Here is an 18,122-nt window from a genome sequence, read left to right on the forward strand (position 1 = left end):
AAAATGCCGGACAAAATTTAAAATCATTAAATATCTATAGCGATAAAGGTGATTTGCTTACATCTGCTAAGTTGAAAGAGGGAACATTAAATGTGACATTATCTCGTCAGTCATTAATAGAGTTAATATCTTCATATGTAAAACCTAATACTGTATTTACTGATTATGAAGTGACTAAAGTGGATGTTCAATCTGAACTGCCAATGCTTCATTTCTCAAAACATGCAAGTCAGACGTTTGATTTATGTATTGGAGCGGATGGTATTCATTCAATCGTTAGAAAAGCATTATTCCCAGACTCTAAAGTGATTTATCAAGGTTATACGTGCTTTAGAGGAATGATAGATGAAGCGGACATAATGAATCAATATACAGCAGATGAATATTGGGGAAGACGTGGACGCGTGGGCATTGTGCCTCTAATTAATAATCAAGCCTATTGGTTTATTACAATTAATGCAAATGAAAAAGATCCTAAATATGTATCATTTGAAAAACCACATTTGCAGGCTTATTTTAATCATTATCCTAATCAAGTGAGGGCATTGTTAGATAAACAAAGTGAAACAGGTATTATTAAAAACGATTTATATGATTTAAAACCTTTAACTTCATTTGTACATCGTCGTACAGTCTTATTAGGAGATGCTGCCCATGCAATGACGCCAAACATGGGTCAGGGCGCAGGACAAGCAATGGAAGATGCTATCGTTTTAGCTAATTGTATCGCTTCTTATGACTTAGAAAAAGCATTACAGCGATATAATAAATTACGTGTAAAACATACTAAAAAAGTAATAAAACGTTCTCGAAAAGTCGGAAATATCGCTCAAAAAGATAATAAACTAGTTGTTGCATTGCGCAATGCTATCATGAAACGTATGCCAAAACGATTTTTTAGTGGTCAAACTAAATTTTTATATAAAACAAAAGACAAATAAGGAGTTATCATAGAATTCACTATGGATTCTATGATAACTCCTTATTTTATTTAACCTTATTTTTTATTAACAACAAATTGCGGTTCTTCACCATTCAATTTTTTAATTGTATCATTAGCTACAATTTTAGACATCATTTCACGAGCTTCGAACGTAGCATTACCAATGTGTGGCGTAATGACTACGTTATCTAAAGATTTCAAACCTTCAGTAATATCTGGCTCAAATTCATACACATCGAGAGCTGCACCTTCAATATCTTTATGCTTCAATGCATCAACAAGTGCTTGTTCATTAACGATTGGTCCACGCCCTGCATTGACTAAATAAGCAGTAGATTTCATTTTTTTAAATTGTTCTGAATCAATCATGTGGTGTATATCTGGATTGTAAGCAGCATTGATTGTAATAAAATCAGAGTGTTCTAATAATGTATCTAAATCAACGTATTTAGCACCAATTTCACGTTCTTTTTCCTTTTTTTGGTGAGGACCTGTATAAAGGATATCCATATCAAATCCTTTTGCACGTTTAGCTACTGCACTACCAATTTCTCCAAATCCGATAATACCAAGTGTTTTGCCTGAGACTTCACGGCCTCTAAAGAATAATGGCGCCCAACCATCAAATCCTTTTGTACGAGAAAGTTTGTCACCTTCAACAATACGACGAGCAATTGCTAATACTAAGCCGAATGTTAATTCAGCAGTTGCAGCTGTAGATGCTTTTGGTGTATTTGTAACATCAATGTTTTTTTCACGTGCATAATCTACATCTACATTATTAAATCCAGCGCCATAATTGGCAATAATTTTAAGATTTTCACCACTGTCAATTACTTCTTTATCTACATTAGTGGATAAAATACTAATTAAAGCAGAAGCATCTTTGACACCTTTTTTTAATGTTTCTTTATCGATGATACCTTCACCTTCATACATGTCTACTTCAAAATGTTCTTTGAGTAGATTTAAACCAGCTTCTGGAATTTTACCAGCTATATATACTTTTTCCATCCATCTCACTCCTTTGTATTCTTTCAAATTAAGTATAATGGAAGAAAGATAGGGACACAAAGAATTTATATGAATAAAGTTACTGTATTATTTTTAAAGCAATTACGGATATTAAGATTAAACCAATACAAAATATACGAATAAATTTTTTTGATTCATTATAGAAAATCATACCTACAATGGTACCTCCAGCAGTCCCGATCCCTGTCCATATTGCATAGGCAGTTCCCATCGAAATCGTCTGCATAGATAGTTTTAAAGTACTAAAACTAAATATAAAAGTAAGCGCACCTAGTAGAATATATATTTTTTTATGTGTACGATTCAGTTCATTTAAGAAAACAACACCTAAAATCTCAAAGCATCCTGCAACTAAAAGGTATAACCACGCCATTTTATAGACTTCCTTCAGATTGGTCATCAGTAGAAAGCTTTAATCCGATAATACCTATAATTAATAAAATAATAAATAATAATTTCATAAGTGAAATGACGTGATTAATAAATAACATATCAACGATAACTGTTCCTGCAGCGCCTATACCAACAAAGACAGCATAAACAGTACCTACTGGAAGTTGTTTTGTCGCAGAAAGCATTAAATAAAAACTTAAAGCAATAAATAATAAAGTGATAAGCCAAGTAAACGTATTATGAGCGTAATTTAAACACGTAACCCAAACAACTTCTATCAATCCAGATAAAATGACCTTTAACCATTGCATTATATCCATTACTCCTTATAATATTTTTGATAAGTAAAAATATTTTCTCAAACAATTATGAGTTATGCAATTTTAGAAAATAAAAAAGTGAGAAAGAATTCATTATGAATTCATTTTCTCACTTTTAAATTAATGAAAATATAATCTTAAAGGTTATCTTAAACGGTAATATATTTATATTCAAGTTATATCAATCTTAGATATTTACGATAAATGAATATAATTATAAGCACTTACTTCGCTTGCTGAAATTGTACGTGTATCAGTCACGTATGCGCCACCTGTGTAATTCATTTCTGAAATTGTAATTGATCCATCACTATTTACACTTTCTACATAAGCCACATGTCCTAAACTTCCTGCTGTCAGTGTTGATAATGTAATTCATTTTTTCATAAATAAAGTCCTCCCAAATACTATTCAACAATAGGATAATTTTAGCGATATGTTGAATATGTTTTAACATTAACTTGTCGCTATTAACGATAAGTCATACTTTATCAGATAAAAACATGTAGTAGGGCATTGTTACTTTACCGTAAATAAAATTCAAAATTCTTGCACAACTATGTAATAAAAATCTGTTTAATATTTCTTGCAAACTGCACGTTTGCTATACATTTTCTAATTTTTTGAAAATATTAATAGAATTTATATTACAGCACCTTGTAATAAACTTATTTTATATAAAGATATATACATAAAGGATAAGCGGTTACATTTATGGAGATTTATGTGATATCATACTACTAATAGTGTTTGTAAAAATTTAAATTAGGCTATAGAATAAAATAATACTATTTTGAAGATGCAGTATTTATATCTGCATCTTTATTTATTGATAATAATTTTTTTAGATGACTATTAAAAATTCTAAATAGAGAAATGAGGAATGATAACTATGAAAATTGCAATAGTAGGATCAGGAAATGGTGCGGTTACAGCTGCAGTAGATATGGTCAATCAAGGACATGAAGTCAAATTATATTGTCGAAATTCATCAATTCACAAATTTGATAGAGCGTTAGAAAAAGGTGGATTTGATTTTAATAATGAAGGTCATGAAACGTTTGTACCTTTTACAAATATTAGTGATGATATTGAATATGTATTAAAAGATGCAGAAGTGATACAAGTAGTGATTCCTTCATCTTACATTGAATATTATGCAAAAGTGATGTCTCATTATATAACGGCGGAACAAATTATTTTCTTTAATATCGCAGCAGCTATGGGATCAATTCGATTTATGAATGTATTAGAGGAACGTCATATTAATATTCAACCTAAATATGCAGAAGCTAATACCCTTACTTACGGAACACGTGTAGATTTTGAAGAGGCTCGAGTGGATTTATCTCTTAATGTAAGAAAAGTCTTTTTCTCAACGTACAATAAGAGAGAGTTAAATGAATGTTTTGATAAAGTGAGCCAATTGTATCCACAATTAGTAAAAGAAGAAAGTTTGTGGAAAACGAATCTAGAAAATGGAAATCCTGAAGTTCATCCAGCTCCTACACTATTAAATGTAGGTCGTATAGATTATGCAGATACATTTGCATTATATAAAGAAGGTATCACAAAACACACAGTGCGACTTTTACATGCTGTAGAATTAGAACGTCTAACTTTAGGGCGTAAATTAGGTTTTGAATTATTAACTGCTAAAGAAGCGCGTATTCAACGAGGTTATCTAGAACGTAAAGACGAGGATGAACCGCTAAATCGTTTATTTAATACAAGTCCTGTATTTTCACAAATTCCAGGACCGAACTCTGTAGAAAATCGTTATCTTACTGAAGATATCGCATATGGACTTGTATTATGGTCAAGTTTAGGACGTGAAATTGGTGTAGATACACCGAATATTGATGCGATAATTACGATTGCCTCGACTATTCTCGAACGTGATTTCTTTAATGAAGGGCTAACAGTAGAAGAACTTGGTTTAGATAAATTAGGATTAAAATAAGTATAATGTTTGGTATAGAAAAGAGGTCTTAAGAAAAAAGAAAAAGGAGCAGATATATGAAAAGAAAACCCACATTTCTAGAAGCAATATCTACAATTATTGTCATGGTAATAGTTGTTACAATTGGATTTGTTAAATTCAATATCCCTATTCAAGTATTGTTACTTATCGCTTCAACCTACGCTGCTTTTATTGCTATGCGTGTCGGTTTAAAATGGAAGGACTTAGAAGAAGGAATTACACATCGATTGACAACAGCTATGCCTGCTATTTTCATTATTTTGGCTGTAGGTATCATTGTAGGTAGCTGGATGTACGCAGGCACTGTACCTGCATTAATCTACTATGGGCTTAAGTTTTTGAATCCTAGTTATTTTCTAATTTCAGCATTTATCATTTCGGCTATATGTAGTTTAGCAACCGGAACAGCTTGGGGGTCTGCGTCTACAGCTGGGATTGCCTTAATATCTATTGGAAGTCAACTTGGTATAAATCAAGGAATGGCAGCAGGTGCAATTATTGCAGGTGCAGTATTTGGAGATAAAATGTCACCTTTATCAGATACAACCAATCTTGCTGCACTCGTAACAAAAGTAAACATTTTTTCTCATATTAGAGCAATGATGTGGACAACCATTCCAGCATCAATCATTGGACTTATCGTATGGTTTTTTGCAGGATTAAATTCCCAAGGTAATGTAAATACTAAGCAAATAAAAGTACTTTTAAATGAACTATCTAGTATTTATAATATTAATTTTTTTGTATGGATTCCTTTAATTGTGATTATCATTTGTTTAATATTTAAAATTTCAACTGTTCCATCTATGCTTGTTTCAGCGTTGAGTGCTATTTTGATAGGTAAGTTTAATAATGGATTTAAATTTGTAGATGGTTTTAAAGCAACGTTTGATGGTTTTACATCATCTATGACTGGGCATTCTCATGTTACCGAAAATGCAAAAACATTGATTGAACAAGGTGGAATGATGAGTATGACACAAATCATTGTGACCATTTTTTGTGGTTATGCATTTGCAGGTATTGTAGAGAAATCTGGTTGTTTAGATGTAATGTTACAAACTGTTGCAAAAGGTGTTAAATCTGTTGGTACCCTCGTTCTTATTACTGTGCTATCGTCCCTAATGTTGGTGTTTGCTGCTGGTGTGGCGTCAATTGTTATTATTATGGTTGGGGTACTTATGAAAGACATGTTTGAAGATATGAATTTAGATAGAAGTAATTTATCTCGTACATTAGAAGATTCCAGTACTATGGTTCTACCATTAATTCCTTGGGGAACATCTGGTATTTACTATGCGCAACAATTAGGAGTTTCAGTTGATCAATTCTTTATTTGGGCAGTACCATGTTATTTATGTGCTATATTAGCAATTATTTATGGATTTACTGGCATTGGAATACGTAAAAAAATAAATTAAATGATTAATTCGATGTTTAATTCCCTTACAATATGGAAATAACAAATTAGGATTAAAGTATTAATGAGAAACATAGTAGCGATGTTATTTAAAAAAATACATTCATTTTAGATATCCTAAAAAATGAATTAAAAGTGGATTTGATTTTTGTGGCGAGAATTCAATCCATAATAACGAATTTGATTAATATGATAACTTAAAGCGTTCTAAACACTAAAGTTTCGAACGCTTTTTGTATGTATGCATAAAAAAAGATTTAGAATTCATATTGAATTCTAAATCTTTTTTCTTTATCAATTTAATTAATGAATGAAATTATATGAAGCAGCTTCACTTGAAGAAAGTGTACGAGATGTTACTACACCTACACCATGTCCATAATTCATTTCAGATACTGTGATTGAACCATTACTATTTACACTTTCAACATATGCTACGTGACCGTAAGCACCAGCAGTAGATTGCATAATTGCACCTGCAGATGGACGGTTATTTACTGTGTAACCAGCAGATGCTGCAGCATTTGCCCAGTTATTTGCGTTACCCCAAGTTGAACCGATTTTACCACCTACACGGTCATATACATAATATGTACATTGGCCAGAAGTATAGTAGTTTCTACCTGAGCTAACAGAGTTAGAAATTGAAACACCTGTTGATGACGGTGCAGTTACAGTAGTTACTTTTACATTATTATTAGAAGTAGAAGCAGAACCTAAACCACCAGTGTGTTGATTATTTGTTGTGTAAGATTGTGTTGGATTACTAGCAACTTGATTTGAGTTATTAGTATGATAGTTGTTATAACTATAAGTTGAATTTGTATTAGAATAATTATTATATGTATTGTAGTTATAATTGTAATTATAGTTAGAATGATTTAAACGATCTGGGCTCCAGTTACCTTTCCAAGTGTAATGGTAGTTACCTTGTTGATCGATAGTGTAAGAGTAGCTATATGAAGTAGGATCATTTGGATTATATCCTTGTTCAGCTGCATGAGCTTCATGTCCTTGTCCGGCGATAGCAATTGCGGCAACTCCTGCAGTAGCGATTGTAGCTGTAGCGATTTTTTTCATTATAAATTTCCTCCTGAGAATTAAATTAATATTATTTTATATTTAATAGTCATTTGTTAACTTAGTCTTTAAATCATTTTACTTAACGACAAGAAATACTTTATCAAAAAAATTACAGTTTGTGGGGAATGTTAATGATTTGTAATTTTTCGATAATATAAAAGGTTGTAAATTTAATTCTTAGTAATATTTTTTAATATAAAAAAAGCCACTATGACAGTGTTTACAGAAGAATATGAAAAAAACATTCATTTTCTTGTAATCTTTTTGTAAAATAATAGAAAAATAATTTAGCCTATTGAATGATTCCTTGATTAAACAAATACTAAAAAATCATTTTATATGTCCTCTTTATATATAAATAAAGTAAGTTTATATTGAAAAATAATAAAATCATACTATAAGATAATAAAGTGATAAAATAAGTCAAAATATTGCTACTGCTAATACCGAAATAAAACATAAAATTGTATATGAAGATAGATCTCCGATACGCATACACAAGTATCGAAGCGATAATTCAATAGAATTAAGTGGTGAATAAAGGGGAGAAATGTCATCGCTTATATCTAGTCTTTATATTACAAACGAGAGGAAAGACGTATGATAGATAATTTTTCGGTAAAGCTTTTAAAAAATACGAGAATAATAAAACAAAAAGAATCCAATATCAAACTTATATATTGGTTAAAGGGTTCTGGAAAAATAAATTTAGACTTAGATACATATAATATGAAAAAAAGAGATCTCGTATTTATTATGTTAAATGATTTATATTCGATAGAAGGCGAAACGAACTCTGTTATTGCAATAATTGAAATTTCATTCACAGATTATTTAAGATTTGCAGACGATTATATCAGACAAAAAGGATATAAATTTTCTTCTATTGAACGAAAACAATTAGAATCATTTATTATTAATCTTCTTGAATTTGAAAGTCGAAAACCTCGACTTCCACACATAAGGGATAAATTAGTTAAACATTTATGTGTAGAATTAGGTTACATTCAAAGAAAACATCGTCAAAACTATAAACTAGACAATCCACTTGTAGATGAAGTTCATGAATATATTATTGAACATCATCATGAAAAGATTAATAAACAAGCATTAGCGAATTCACTTGATATGTCTAACAAAGAGTTAAGTCAAGTGATTAAATTTCATACACCTTATCATAATATTGCTCAATATATTAATGATATTCGTTTGAAATTATGTTTACTTGATATTTTAGATAGCAGTGAATTTATTCAAGATATTGCTTATAAACATGGATTTAATCATTTTCCGAGATTTATTGCATTATTTAGTAAGAAATATGGGATGACTCCAGGTCAAGCACGAAAAAAACAATTTGCTCCAATATATAAGACTACCGAAACGGTTGAAATATCTTTAGATTATGAAGCACAGTTACTTATAGCTGAGGCCAAAAGTAACTATCATACCTAAAATAGGATTAAGTCCAATAATAAGTAAAAAGATAAAGTATTTAGACCTTTACTCATACTTAATATGAAGTAAGTATATGTATGATATAGAGATAAACTTAAAACACTTTAAAATTGTATCGCAATACTAAAGTCTGTCTTCTAGAATTGTTGTATAAATTGCGAGGTGGCAACCATCATGACAAAAAATGATATGGATGTACTATTATTTTATCTTTTATTTTATAAAGCAGTCGATGAACTTTTAAAATATTCTAAAAACCTAAATATTGAACACTTAAATGTACTATATGCTATTATTGATTATCATAAAACGAGCCATCAAGGTATGGATATTGAAACACTAATGAAAAAAACGTATTTATCTAAACGAACTTTACTTTATCTTGTGAGCCATTTGTATCACGAAAATTGGATTTTTAAATCTTATGATGCAAATGATCAACGAAGATTAAGAATCTTGCCTGTAGAAATGTATGAAAGAAAAATGAATCATTTATTATTAGAAATTGGAGAATTACTTGAAAATAACTATCTTAAAACATCAATCAAGAATATGAATTATTGCAAGTTAACATATCTAATTACTATTTATAAAGTTTTAAGTAAGATTGAAAAAAATATTAAGCACTATCAGTTAAGTTTAAATGATTTGCTTGTTTTAGGCATTATTTGGTTGAATCAAAATGATATCTCGTTGAAATCGATAAACTATTTTTCGCGTTGTCAGTCTATAAATATAAATTTAGTAATTAAACGATTACAACAAAGTGGTTATATTTTGAAAAAAAGAGATGATCTAGATGAACGTAGAGTATGTATAAAGTTAAATATGTCAAAAAAGAAAGAAATTCATGATATCTTGAGTCATTGTAGTAAAATGATAAAAAAGGAATTAACATTATAATTTGTTTCAAAAAATAAAAATAACTAGTGATGTAAGAAAGGCTTATTCTCATACATTACTAGTTATTTTAGGTGTATAACGCATGAAATAATTATGTATAATTTAATTTGGCAAATGAGATTTTAATATATAATATCATTTTAATTTCATAAAAATATTGAAATATTATACTTAAATGTTATAAAATAATTTTTATAGCATAAGAAATGTTTAGTGTTGTAGTAGTTAGTATACATGAACCTTGTAGCAACTAGATGTACATCAGAGGAGTGGTTTAGAATATGGGACAAATTAAAGACATCAATGATTTAGTTAACGCAACATTTCAAGTGAAAAAGTTTTTTAAAGACACTAAGAAAAAATATAATCTGAATTATGAAGAAATTTATATTTTAAATTATATTGTTAAAAGTAAAAAAGATGAAATTACTTCAAAAGAAATTGCAACGTATTCAGAATTCAAACCTTATTACTTAACTAAAGCATTACAAAAATTAAAAGATTTACAATTATTATCAAAAAAACGTAGTATACAAGATGAAAGAACAGTTATTGTTTATGTAACAAAAGAGCAACGCGGGAGAATTAATGCTTTAATTGCTGAATTAGAGAAATATATACAATAGAATGATGATGGGGTAAATGAGTGAGACAGAATGTCTGTCCACTCTTTTTTAATTCTATTATACTATGTGAATGAGATGCTTTATATTATTAAAACCGAGTGTTAAACTATGATTAAATATATCAAATATCGAATAGGTGATAGTCATGTTAGATTCATTTTTAATAAGTAGTGATATTCAAAGAAAATGGATTGAAAAATTTAAAACAATTGAAGATACATTTAAACAAAGAGCAGCAAAAGAAGATATTGACTCTAAATTCCCATTTGACAATATAAAATGGCTTGTAGAGGAAGGTTATAGTGTGTTAACTTTACCTAAATCATATGGTGGAGAAGGTGCAACCATAGAAGATATGGTCGTTTTACAATCGTATCTTGGAGCTATAGATGGCGCTACAGCACTATCTATAGGTTGGCATCTAAGCGTTGTAGGGCAATTATATCAACAGCATATGTGGAGTCAAACTATGCTTGATCAATTTGCAAAAGAAGTAAAAAATGGCGCACTTGTAAATAGAGCAGTAAGTGAAGCGGATACTGGTAGTCCTACTCGTGGTGGAAGACCTGCTACGCATGCAATAAAAACTAAAGACGGATATAAATTAAATGGTGTGAAAACATTTACATCTATGAGTAAAGCATTGACACATTATATTGTTGCTGCATTTGTAGAAGATATTCAAGAAGTAGGCTTCTTTTTAATTCCTAGAGAGAGTAAAGGTTTAGAAATTGCAGATAATTGGAATATGTTAGGGATGCGTGCAACGGAAAGTCATGATTTAGTATTAAATGATGTTATAGTTCCATTTGAAAACTTTGTAGAAACGAAACATAAACCGCAACCCAATGGATGGATTTTACATATACCAAGTGTATATTTAGGTATTGCCCAAGCAGCGAGAGATTATGCTATTGAGTTTGCCAAAACGCATTCCCCTAATAGTATTGATGGAACAATTGCTACGCTACCTACTGTACAACAAAATGTTGGAAAAATGGAATCACTCTTATTATCTGCTCGTCATTTTTTATGGAGCACAGCTAGAGGTTACAATCAATATAATGAAACACTTAATATTTGGAATGAAACATCTGCAAGTAAAATTTTAGTCATGAATCAAGGATTAGAAGTAGTGGATCTTGCTATGCGAATAGTAGGGGCGAAAAGTTTAGAAATGGATCGTCCATTACAACGCTATTATCGTAATATGCGTGCGGGCCTACATAATCCTCCTATGGAAGATGCAGCATATATGAATATTGCAAAATCTATACTTGATTTAATGTAGAATGAATTTTTTATGTATAATATGTTTAAAGAAAGCTATGATTACGTATAATGTAGTCATAGCTTTTTTACATATTTTTGGAGGGATTTAATGACTAAAATATATTTTAATCATGATGGCGGCGTTGATGATTTAATATCACTATTCTTATTACTACAAATGGATAATGTTGAATTAGTAGGTGTAAGTACAATCGGTGCAGATTGTTATTTAGAACCTTCTCTAAGTGCTTCATGTAAAATTATAAATCGTTTTTCAAATTTATCTATTGATGTAGCTCCTTCATATGAAAGAGGAGTTAACCCTTTTCCGAAAGACTGGAGAATGCATGCCTTTTTTATGGATGCGCTTCCTATTTTAAATGAGAAATGGATTGATAAACGTTCTGTAACGAGTACATTTGAAGCTTATGAGGATATTATTAATGTATTAAATAATAGTAAAGAAAAGGTGACTTTATTGTTTACTGGTCCGTTAACCGATTTAGCCAAAGCAATCAAACATGATAAAGCAATAGTAAACAATATTGAAAAGTTAGTTTGGATGGGAGGAACATTTTTAGAAAAGGGAAATGTGGAAGAACCCGAACATGATGGCACAGCTGAATGGAATGCTTTTTGGGATCCTGAAGCTGTTAAAACAATATTTGATACGTCTATCAAGATAGAAATGGTAGCGTTAGAAAGCACTAATCAAGTACCATTGACGCCAGCTATTCGTCAAATGTGGGCAAATCAACGTCAGTTTATAGGAGTTGATTTTTTAGGAATCAGTTATGCAGCTGTACCTCCTCTTACTCATTTTGTCACAAACTCTACTTATTTTTTATGGGATGTATTGACGACTGCTCAAATTGGTAAAGAAAGCTTAACAGATTCTATAGAACTTAAAGTAGATGTATATACAAAAGGACCAAGTCAAGGACGTACATATAAGAGTGATGATGGACGTATAGTGCGTGTCGTTAATCATGTCAATCATGACGAATTCTTCAACTATATCACGTCTTTAGCTAAAAAAGTATCTCATTAACTTCAAATGTAAACTTTTTATATAAAACAGTTTACATAAGTGGTATAATTTTCTTCATAAAAGGAGGAAATCAAATGAGTACAAAAAATTTAGTATATACAGCTTTAATGACAGCGGTTATTTGTATTTTAGGCCTAGTACCCGGAATACCATTACCATTTATGCCTGTACCAATTGTATTACAAAATATAGGTATCTTTTTAGCAGGAGTTATATTAGGACGTAAATATGGCGCACTCAGTGTTATTATCTTCTTATTATTAGCAGCCACAGGTTTACCATTATTATCAGGTGGACGTGGCGGAATAGGTGTGTTTGCAGGTCCTTCAGCAGGATTTTTATTCTTATATCCAGTAGTGGCATATCTTATAGGTTTAGTAAGAGATCGTTTTAAAAATCATATTAATTTCTTTACATTATTTATTGGTATGCTTGTATTTGGTGTTTTATTATTAGATATTGTAGGAACAATCATTATGGGGTTCATTATACATATGCCTATAAGTAAAGCATTCTTATTGTCATTTACATTTGTTCCAGGAGATATCATTAAAGCGATTATTGCAAGCTTGATTGGTACAACATTACTTAACCATTCACGTTTTAAGAATTTGATATAATAGTACAAAATATACATAGTAAGGTGATGGTTGCTATGACACACATAACAATGAAGCAGATTAAAGAAAATGGAAAAATATACTTAGAAAATGAGTTGAATATTATATATTTAACACCTTCTGATCCAATTACATATCACATGAATAAGTGGCAGTACAAAACGTTACCTTCAATTAATCAGTGGTATGCAGATATGGAGAAACAACGAATTTTGCATAAAAAACAACATTCTTCTCATTTATCTTTTACATTTCCAGAAAACCAATTACTTCATTCTACATGGTTAGAAGCGATACGCAATGAAGGATTTCAATTAAAACTACTTGAATTGTATGCGATAGACAGTGCTACATTAAAACAATTTGAGAGCAATATTCAGGTAGATATTGAACCTGTAACTTCATTTAATATGGAAGATTATCTAAGTGTTTACAATGAATTTTCAAAACCGTATGGCGAAGCGTTTGTTAAAGAAAGTGAAGAACGAACGAGAGAAGCAATATTAAATCAAATAGATGACGTCACTCGTATAGTTGCATATTATCTTCATAAACCTGTGGGGATTTTGGATGTTATAGTTACAGATGAAACTGTTGAAATTGATGGGTTCGGCGTTTTAGAAGACTATCGTCATAAAGGAATAGGTACTACGATGCAGTCCTATGTAGGCCATTTAGCCGGTTCTCGACCAGTCATATTAGTGGCAGATGGGGATGATACAGCAAAAGACATGTATATAAAGCAAGGCTATATTTTTCAAAGCTTTCAATATCAGATAGTTAAAGAAGATGCGATATAAATAAAAGTAGGGAGTGAAAAATGAATTTATAATAAATTCTATTTCACTCCTTTTATACGTTCTGGATGACTATAAATGTTAAAAGAATCACCTCTAATAAAACCAATAGCAGTAATATTTAAGTCATGTGCCAGTGTTATTGCCAATGTGGTAGGTGCAGATTTCGATAATATAACACCGACACCGATTTTAGCTGCTTTTAGTAAAATTTCAGATGATATGCGTCCACTAAAAATAAGTACTTTATTTCTAACAGGAATTTGATGAGTAAGACAAAAACCGTAAAGTTTATCTAAGGCATTATGTCTACCTATATCTTGACGATGTTCAAAAAATGCCTCACCATCACTAATTGCTGCGTTATGCAAGCCACCTGTTTGTTTAAATAAGGTACTTGCACTTTGTAAACCTGTCATCATATTTAAAATTTGTCTTGGAGTGAGAATGATATTAGACATAGACGTTTTAGCAATTGCTGCATCATTTTGAAAATAAAATTCTCGACTTTTTCCACAACATGAAGCAACCATGCGCTTTGTAGAATACTCAAAACGGTCGCTTAATGACTTAGTTAATTCTACATGAGCAAACCCTTTACTATCATCAATTTGTAAATGTTTAATTTCTTCTTTTTTATAAATGGCTCCTTCAGATGCTAAAAATCCTATGACTAACTCTTCTAAATGTGTCGGACTGCAGATTACTGTAGCAAATTCTTTTCCATTTACCATAATGGTTAATGGAAATTCGGTTACATAGCTGTCTTCAGTTTCGATGAGTTGCTCATCTTCATACCTAATAATTGGTTGATTTTGAACGGCATCTTTATCCATGAATGTCTCCCCTTTGGTTATAACTACTTTATACTGTATCATTATATTCACAAAAAGTATTTCAATATTGAATGATTATATAAAACTTTATATTTTAAAATTTAGAAATAAATATAAAATACGGTAAAACTGTTCAAAAGATATAAAAAGCGTATAATATTTGATTGAATAGGGGGCATAAAAATAAATGACTGTAAAACGATTATTAGCGGTGTTAGGGACTTTCATTATCATTATAGCAGGTTGTTCAAATTCAAAAGATAATGACAATAGCAAGCAATCTTCAAAGTCAAATAATAGTGATAATCCTAAAACTGAATTGAAAGTTTCAGCAGCAGCAAGTTTAAGTGATGTAAGTAAAGCATTAAAGAAAGAGTTTGAAAAAACACATAAAAATGTAAATGTAACATTTAATTATGGTGGATCAGGGGCATTAAGACAACAAATTGAAAAAGGTGCGCCAACTGATGTCTTTATGTCTGCAAATACGAAAGATGTAGATATGTTGAAAAAACATAATCAAGCTCATAATACATATAAATACGCACATAATCAGTTAGTATTGATTGGTGATAAAAACAGTGATCAAGCTTCAGTAAAAGATTTAAAAGACAACGAAAAATTAGCTATTGGTGAAGTGAAAACTGTACCAGCAGGTAAATATGCGAAACAATATTTAGATAATCAACATTTATATAGTGATGTAAAAGATAAAATTGTATATGCCAAAGACGTTAAACAAGTATTAAATTACGTTGAAAAAGGTAATACTCAAATGGGATTTGTATATGAGACCGATTTATATACGAATAATGAAAGAACAGATAAAGTAAATGAGATTAAAAAAGCGGATTTGAAAAAACCTATCACTTATGAAGCGGGAGCAACATCAGATAACAAATTTGCTAAAGAATGGATAGAATTTTTAAAATCTAAAAAAGCGAAAGATATTTTAAAAGAATATCACTTTAAAGTATAGGGGGATGACATATGCCTGATTTAACACCTCTATGGATTTCTATTAAAGTAGGATTTATCAGTACGATAATTGTCTCTATATTAGGAATTTTTATTTGTAGAACGTTATATAAAAGAAAAGGGCATGCAACTCAATTTCTTGAAAGCTTAATATTATTACCTATTGTTTTACCACCGACAGTACTAGGGTTTATACTTATTATTGTTTTTTCACCTAGAACATTTGTGGGCCAATTCTTTCAAAATGTACTTCACTTACCCGTAGTATTTACAATGACAGGTGCAGTAATTGCATCTGTCATTGTTAGTTTTCCACTGATGTACCAACATACTATTCAAGGATTTCGAAGTATTAATCCTAAAATGTTAAATACTGCACGAACAATGGGAGCAAGTGAACGTAAAATCTTCTATCGTTTAATTCTACCATTATCTAAACGCTCAATTATTGCGGGTATTATGATGAGTTTTGCGAGAGCTATTGGAGAATTTGGTGCAACATTGATGGTTGCAGGATATATTCCAAATAAAACCAATACTCTGCCACTGGAAATCTATTTTTTAGTAGAACAAGGAAAAGAGAATCAGGCATGGTTATGGGTACTTGTACTCGTTGCATTTTCTATTACAGTCATTAGTATGTTGAATTTTGCGAATCGTGATAAAGTTCAGGAGGTAGACTAGATGTTACAAGTTAAATTACAACATCAGTTAAAGCAAACGTTGATTCATATTAACATTGAAGATACAAAAGCTAAAATATATGCAATACAAGGTCCCTCCGGTATTGGAAAAACGACAATATTAAATATCATTGCGGGATTAAGACAACCAGATGAGGCTTATATCAATATTGATAATCATCTATTAGTGGATACTGAAAACCATATTAATGTAAAGATTCAACAACGCCAAATTGGCTATTTATTTCAAGATTATCAACTTTTTCCTAACATGACGGTTCTTCAGAATATTACATTTATGACTAAACAGTCTAAACATATTGATGAGCTTATTCAACGTTTAAATATTAGCCATTTAATAAATCAATTTCCGCCGACACTGTCTGGTGGGGAAGCCCAACGTGTAGCACTCGCGCGAACTTTAAGCACGAAACCCAATTTAATTTTACTTGATGAACCTTTTTCAAGTTTAGATGATATTTCTAGAGATGAAGGCATCCATCTAGTTAAGCAAATTCATGAGGAATGGTGTATACCTATTATTTTTGTAACGCACTCTAATTATGAAGCAGAAGTATTAGCAGATGAAATTATTCAAATTAAATAAATAGGAGTAGGATATCGAAGTTTAGAACGTTTTAGATTTCTGTCCTACTCCTATTTCGTTATAATAAAAAGAAGAGAGAATGTTGAGAGAGGTTTCAAATAATGACTCAAGAACGTTATTCAAGACAAATTTTATTTAAAGATATTGGAGAACATGGACAACAAACCATTAATCAGAAACATGTATTGATTGTTGGAATGGGCGCTTTGGGTACCCATGTAGCTGAAGGACTTGTTCGTGCTGGTATTCAAGAGTTGACTATTGTGGATAGAGACTATATTGAATATAGTAATTTACAAAGACAGACATTGTTTACAGAAAGTGATGCAGATCGTATGTTGCCAAAAGTGGTTGCTGCACAAGATCACTTAAGACATATTCGTTCTGATATAAAAATGAATATTTATATTGAACATGTAGATGCCCAATTTTTAGAGCAATATGCAACGAGTGTAGATTTGATTATTGATGCAACGGATAATTTTGAAACAAGACAATTAATCAATGATTTTTCCTATAGATATCGCATTCCTTGGATTTATGGTGGAGTAGTTCAAAGTACCTATGTAGAAACTGCATTTATTCCAGGTCAAACACCTTGCTTTAATTGTTTAATGCCTCAGTTACCAGTTATAAATCTGACATGTGATACTGTCGGTGTGATTCAGCCAGCCGTAACGATGACCACAAGTTTTCAATTACGGGATGCTTTAAAGATATTGATTGGTAAACAGATTCCCACAAAGCTGACATATGGAGATATTTGGGAGAATACACATTGTTCTTTTGGTTATAGTAAAATGCGTCGTGATGATTGCCCAACTTGTGGTAAGAATGCTAGCTTTCCATATTTATATGCTCATTCGACTTCATATGCAACTTTGTGTGGTAGAGATACAGTTCAATATGAAAATAAAGACATTACAAAAAAAGTATTAGTTGATTTTCTTACAGCACTCGATATTCGTTACCATGAAAACCAATATATGTTAGTATTTGAATTTAAAAAACATAGAATTGTATATTTTGAGGGTGGGCGAATGTTGATTCATGGTACAACTAAGAAATCTGAAGCAATACATTTAATCAATCAACTATTTGGATAAGGAGAGA

At 30.7% G+C, this 18,122-nt stretch carries 19 protein-coding genes and 1 pseudogene; 14 read left to right on the forward strand and 6 right to left on the reverse strand.

Annotated features, from left to right (window positions below; translation table 11 throughout):
* Positions 1 to 941: FAD-dependent monooxygenase (locus HMPREF2930_RS07780; protein WP_070597288.1), on the forward strand; the 941-nt coding region annotated here is incomplete at its 5' end.
* Between the two features lie 56 nt (positions 942 to 997).
* On the opposite strand, the gene HMPREF2930_RS07785 is transcribed toward HMPREF2930_RS07780, so the two are convergent.
* The 4 genes and pseudogenes from HMPREF2930_RS07785 to HMPREF2930_RS11280 form a co-directional block, all read right to left on the reverse strand.
* On the reverse strand, positions 998 to 1,957 hold the full coding sequence (locus HMPREF2930_RS07785) for a 2-hydroxyacid dehydrogenase family protein (protein WP_017174885.1): 960 nt from the start codon (positions 1,955 to 1,957) through the stop codon (positions 998 to 1,000).
* Positions 1,958 to 2,036: 79 nt separating this feature from the next.
* Positions 2,037 to 2,351, reverse strand: a complete 315-nt coding sequence (locus tag HMPREF2930_RS07790; protein WP_017174884.1) for a DMT family transporter — start codon at positions 2,349 to 2,351, stop codon at positions 2,037 to 2,039.
* A gap of 1 nt (position 2,352) precedes the next feature.
* Positions 2,353 to 2,682: a DMT family transporter gene (locus HMPREF2930_RS07795; RefSeq protein ID WP_019835272.1), complete on the reverse strand. Its 330-nt coding sequence runs from the start codon at positions 2,680 to 2,682 to the stop codon at positions 2,353 to 2,355.
* A gap of 204 nt (positions 2,683 to 2,886) precedes the next feature.
* Positions 2,887 to 3,042 (reverse strand): annotated as a pseudogene (locus HMPREF2930_RS11280) (CHAP domain-containing protein); the annotation flags it as partial.
* Between the two features lie 541 nt (positions 3,043 to 3,583).
* On the opposite strand from HMPREF2930_RS11280, the gene HMPREF2930_RS07800 reads away from it, so the two are divergent.
* The gene (locus tag HMPREF2930_RS07800; RefSeq protein WP_002448510.1) at positions 3,584 to 4,654 is read left to right on the forward strand and encodes an NAD/NADP-dependent octopine/nopaline dehydrogenase family protein; all 1,071 of its coding nucleotides are present in this window, start codon (positions 3,584 to 3,586) and stop codon (positions 4,652 to 4,654) included.
* 56 nt (positions 4,655 to 4,710) lie between these two features.
* Positions 4,711 to 6,096, forward strand: coding sequence for a Na+/H+ antiporter NhaC (gene nhaC, locus HMPREF2930_RS07805; RefSeq protein ID WP_017174881.1), 1,386 nt, complete (start codon positions 4,711 to 4,713; stop codon positions 6,094 to 6,096).
* A 302-nt stretch (positions 6,097 to 6,398) separates the two neighbouring features.
* On the opposite strand, the gene HMPREF2930_RS07810 is transcribed toward nhaC, so the two are convergent.
* On the reverse strand, positions 6,399 to 7,175 hold the full coding sequence (locus tag HMPREF2930_RS07810) for a CHAP domain-containing protein (RefSeq protein ID WP_017174880.1): 777 nt from the start codon (positions 7,173 to 7,175) through the stop codon (positions 6,399 to 6,401).
* Between the two features lie 732 nt (positions 7,176 to 7,907).
* Between HMPREF2930_RS07810 and HMPREF2930_RS07815 the strand changes: the two genes are divergently transcribed.
* From HMPREF2930_RS07815 to HMPREF2930_RS07845, 7 genes are all read left to right on the forward strand, one after another.
* Positions 7,908 to 8,633 (forward strand): helix-turn-helix domain-containing protein, encoded by a 726-nt coding sequence (locus tag HMPREF2930_RS07815; protein ID WP_228451891.1) that lies wholly within the window; start codon positions 7,908 to 7,910, stop codon positions 8,631 to 8,633.
* 177 nt (positions 8,634 to 8,810) lie between these two features.
* Positions 8,811 to 9,539, forward strand: coding sequence for a transcriptional regulator, SarA/Rot family (locus tag HMPREF2930_RS07820; protein WP_017174878.1), 729 nt, complete (start codon positions 8,811 to 8,813; stop codon positions 9,537 to 9,539).
* Between the two features lie 281 nt (positions 9,540 to 9,820).
* Entirely contained in the window at positions 9,821 to 10,165 is a 345-nt protein-coding gene (locus HMPREF2930_RS07825; RefSeq protein ID WP_017174877.1) for a transcriptional regulator, SarA/Rot family, read from the forward strand.
* Positions 10,166 to 10,310: 145 nt separating this feature from the next.
* Entirely contained in the window at positions 10,311 to 11,456 is a 1,146-nt protein-coding gene (locus HMPREF2930_RS07830) for an acyl-CoA dehydrogenase family protein (protein ID WP_017174876.1), read from the forward strand.
* 90 nt (positions 11,457 to 11,546) lie between these two features.
* Positions 11,547 to 12,488: a nucleoside hydrolase gene (locus HMPREF2930_RS07835; protein ID WP_017174875.1), complete on the forward strand. Its 942-nt coding sequence runs from the start codon at positions 11,547 to 11,549 to the stop codon at positions 12,486 to 12,488.
* Positions 12,489 to 12,562: 74 nt separating this feature from the next.
* Positions 12,563 to 13,108 carry a biotin transporter BioY gene (locus HMPREF2930_RS07840; RefSeq protein ID WP_017174874.1) on the forward strand — a complete coding sequence of 182 codons (546 nt, stop codon included), beginning with the start codon at positions 12,563 to 12,565 and terminating at the stop codon, positions 13,106 to 13,108.
* A 35-nt stretch (positions 13,109 to 13,143) separates the two neighbouring features.
* Positions 13,144 to 13,908, forward strand: coding sequence for a GNAT family N-acetyltransferase (locus HMPREF2930_RS07845; RefSeq protein WP_017174873.1), 765 nt, complete (start codon positions 13,144 to 13,146; stop codon positions 13,906 to 13,908).
* A 38-nt stretch (positions 13,909 to 13,946) separates the two neighbouring features.
* Here HMPREF2930_RS07845 and fdhD read toward each other — a convergent pair whose 3' ends face one another.
* Positions 13,947 to 14,741, reverse strand: coding sequence for a formate dehydrogenase accessory sulfurtransferase FdhD (gene fdhD / locus HMPREF2930_RS07850; RefSeq protein ID WP_017174872.1), 795 nt, complete (start codon positions 14,739 to 14,741; stop codon positions 13,947 to 13,949).
* A gap of 187 nt (positions 14,742 to 14,928) precedes the next feature.
* On the opposite strand from fdhD, the gene modA reads away from it, so the two are divergent.
* The 4 genes from modA (at position 14,929) to HMPREF2930_RS07870 (ending at position 18,115) form a co-directional block, all read left to right on the forward strand.
* Positions 14,929 to 15,720, forward strand: coding sequence for a molybdate ABC transporter substrate-binding protein (gene modA / locus HMPREF2930_RS07855; protein WP_017174871.1), 792 nt, complete (start codon positions 14,929 to 14,931; stop codon positions 15,718 to 15,720).
* An 11-nt stretch (positions 15,721 to 15,731) separates the two neighbouring features.
* On the forward strand, positions 15,732 to 16,403 hold the full coding sequence (modB, locus tag HMPREF2930_RS07860; RefSeq protein ID WP_017174870.1) for a molybdate ABC transporter permease subunit: 672 nt from the start codon (positions 15,732 to 15,734) through the stop codon (positions 16,401 to 16,403).
* Positions 16,404 to 17,009, forward strand: a complete 606-nt coding sequence (locus HMPREF2930_RS07865) for an ATP-binding cassette domain-containing protein (RefSeq protein WP_017174869.1) — start codon at positions 16,404 to 16,406, stop codon at positions 17,007 to 17,009.
* Between the two features lie 101 nt (positions 17,010 to 17,110).
* Positions 17,111 to 18,115 carry a ThiF family adenylyltransferase gene (locus tag HMPREF2930_RS07870; RefSeq protein ID WP_017174868.1) on the forward strand — a complete coding sequence of 335 codons (1,005 nt, stop codon included), beginning with the start codon at positions 17,111 to 17,113 and terminating at the stop codon, positions 18,113 to 18,115.
* Positions 18,116 to 18,122: the final 7 nt, after the last annotated feature.

The organism is Staphylococcus sp. HMSC068C09 (assembly GCF_001813735.1).
GTDB lineage: Bacteria > Bacillota > Bacilli > Staphylococcales > Staphylococcaceae > Staphylococcus > Staphylococcus hominis.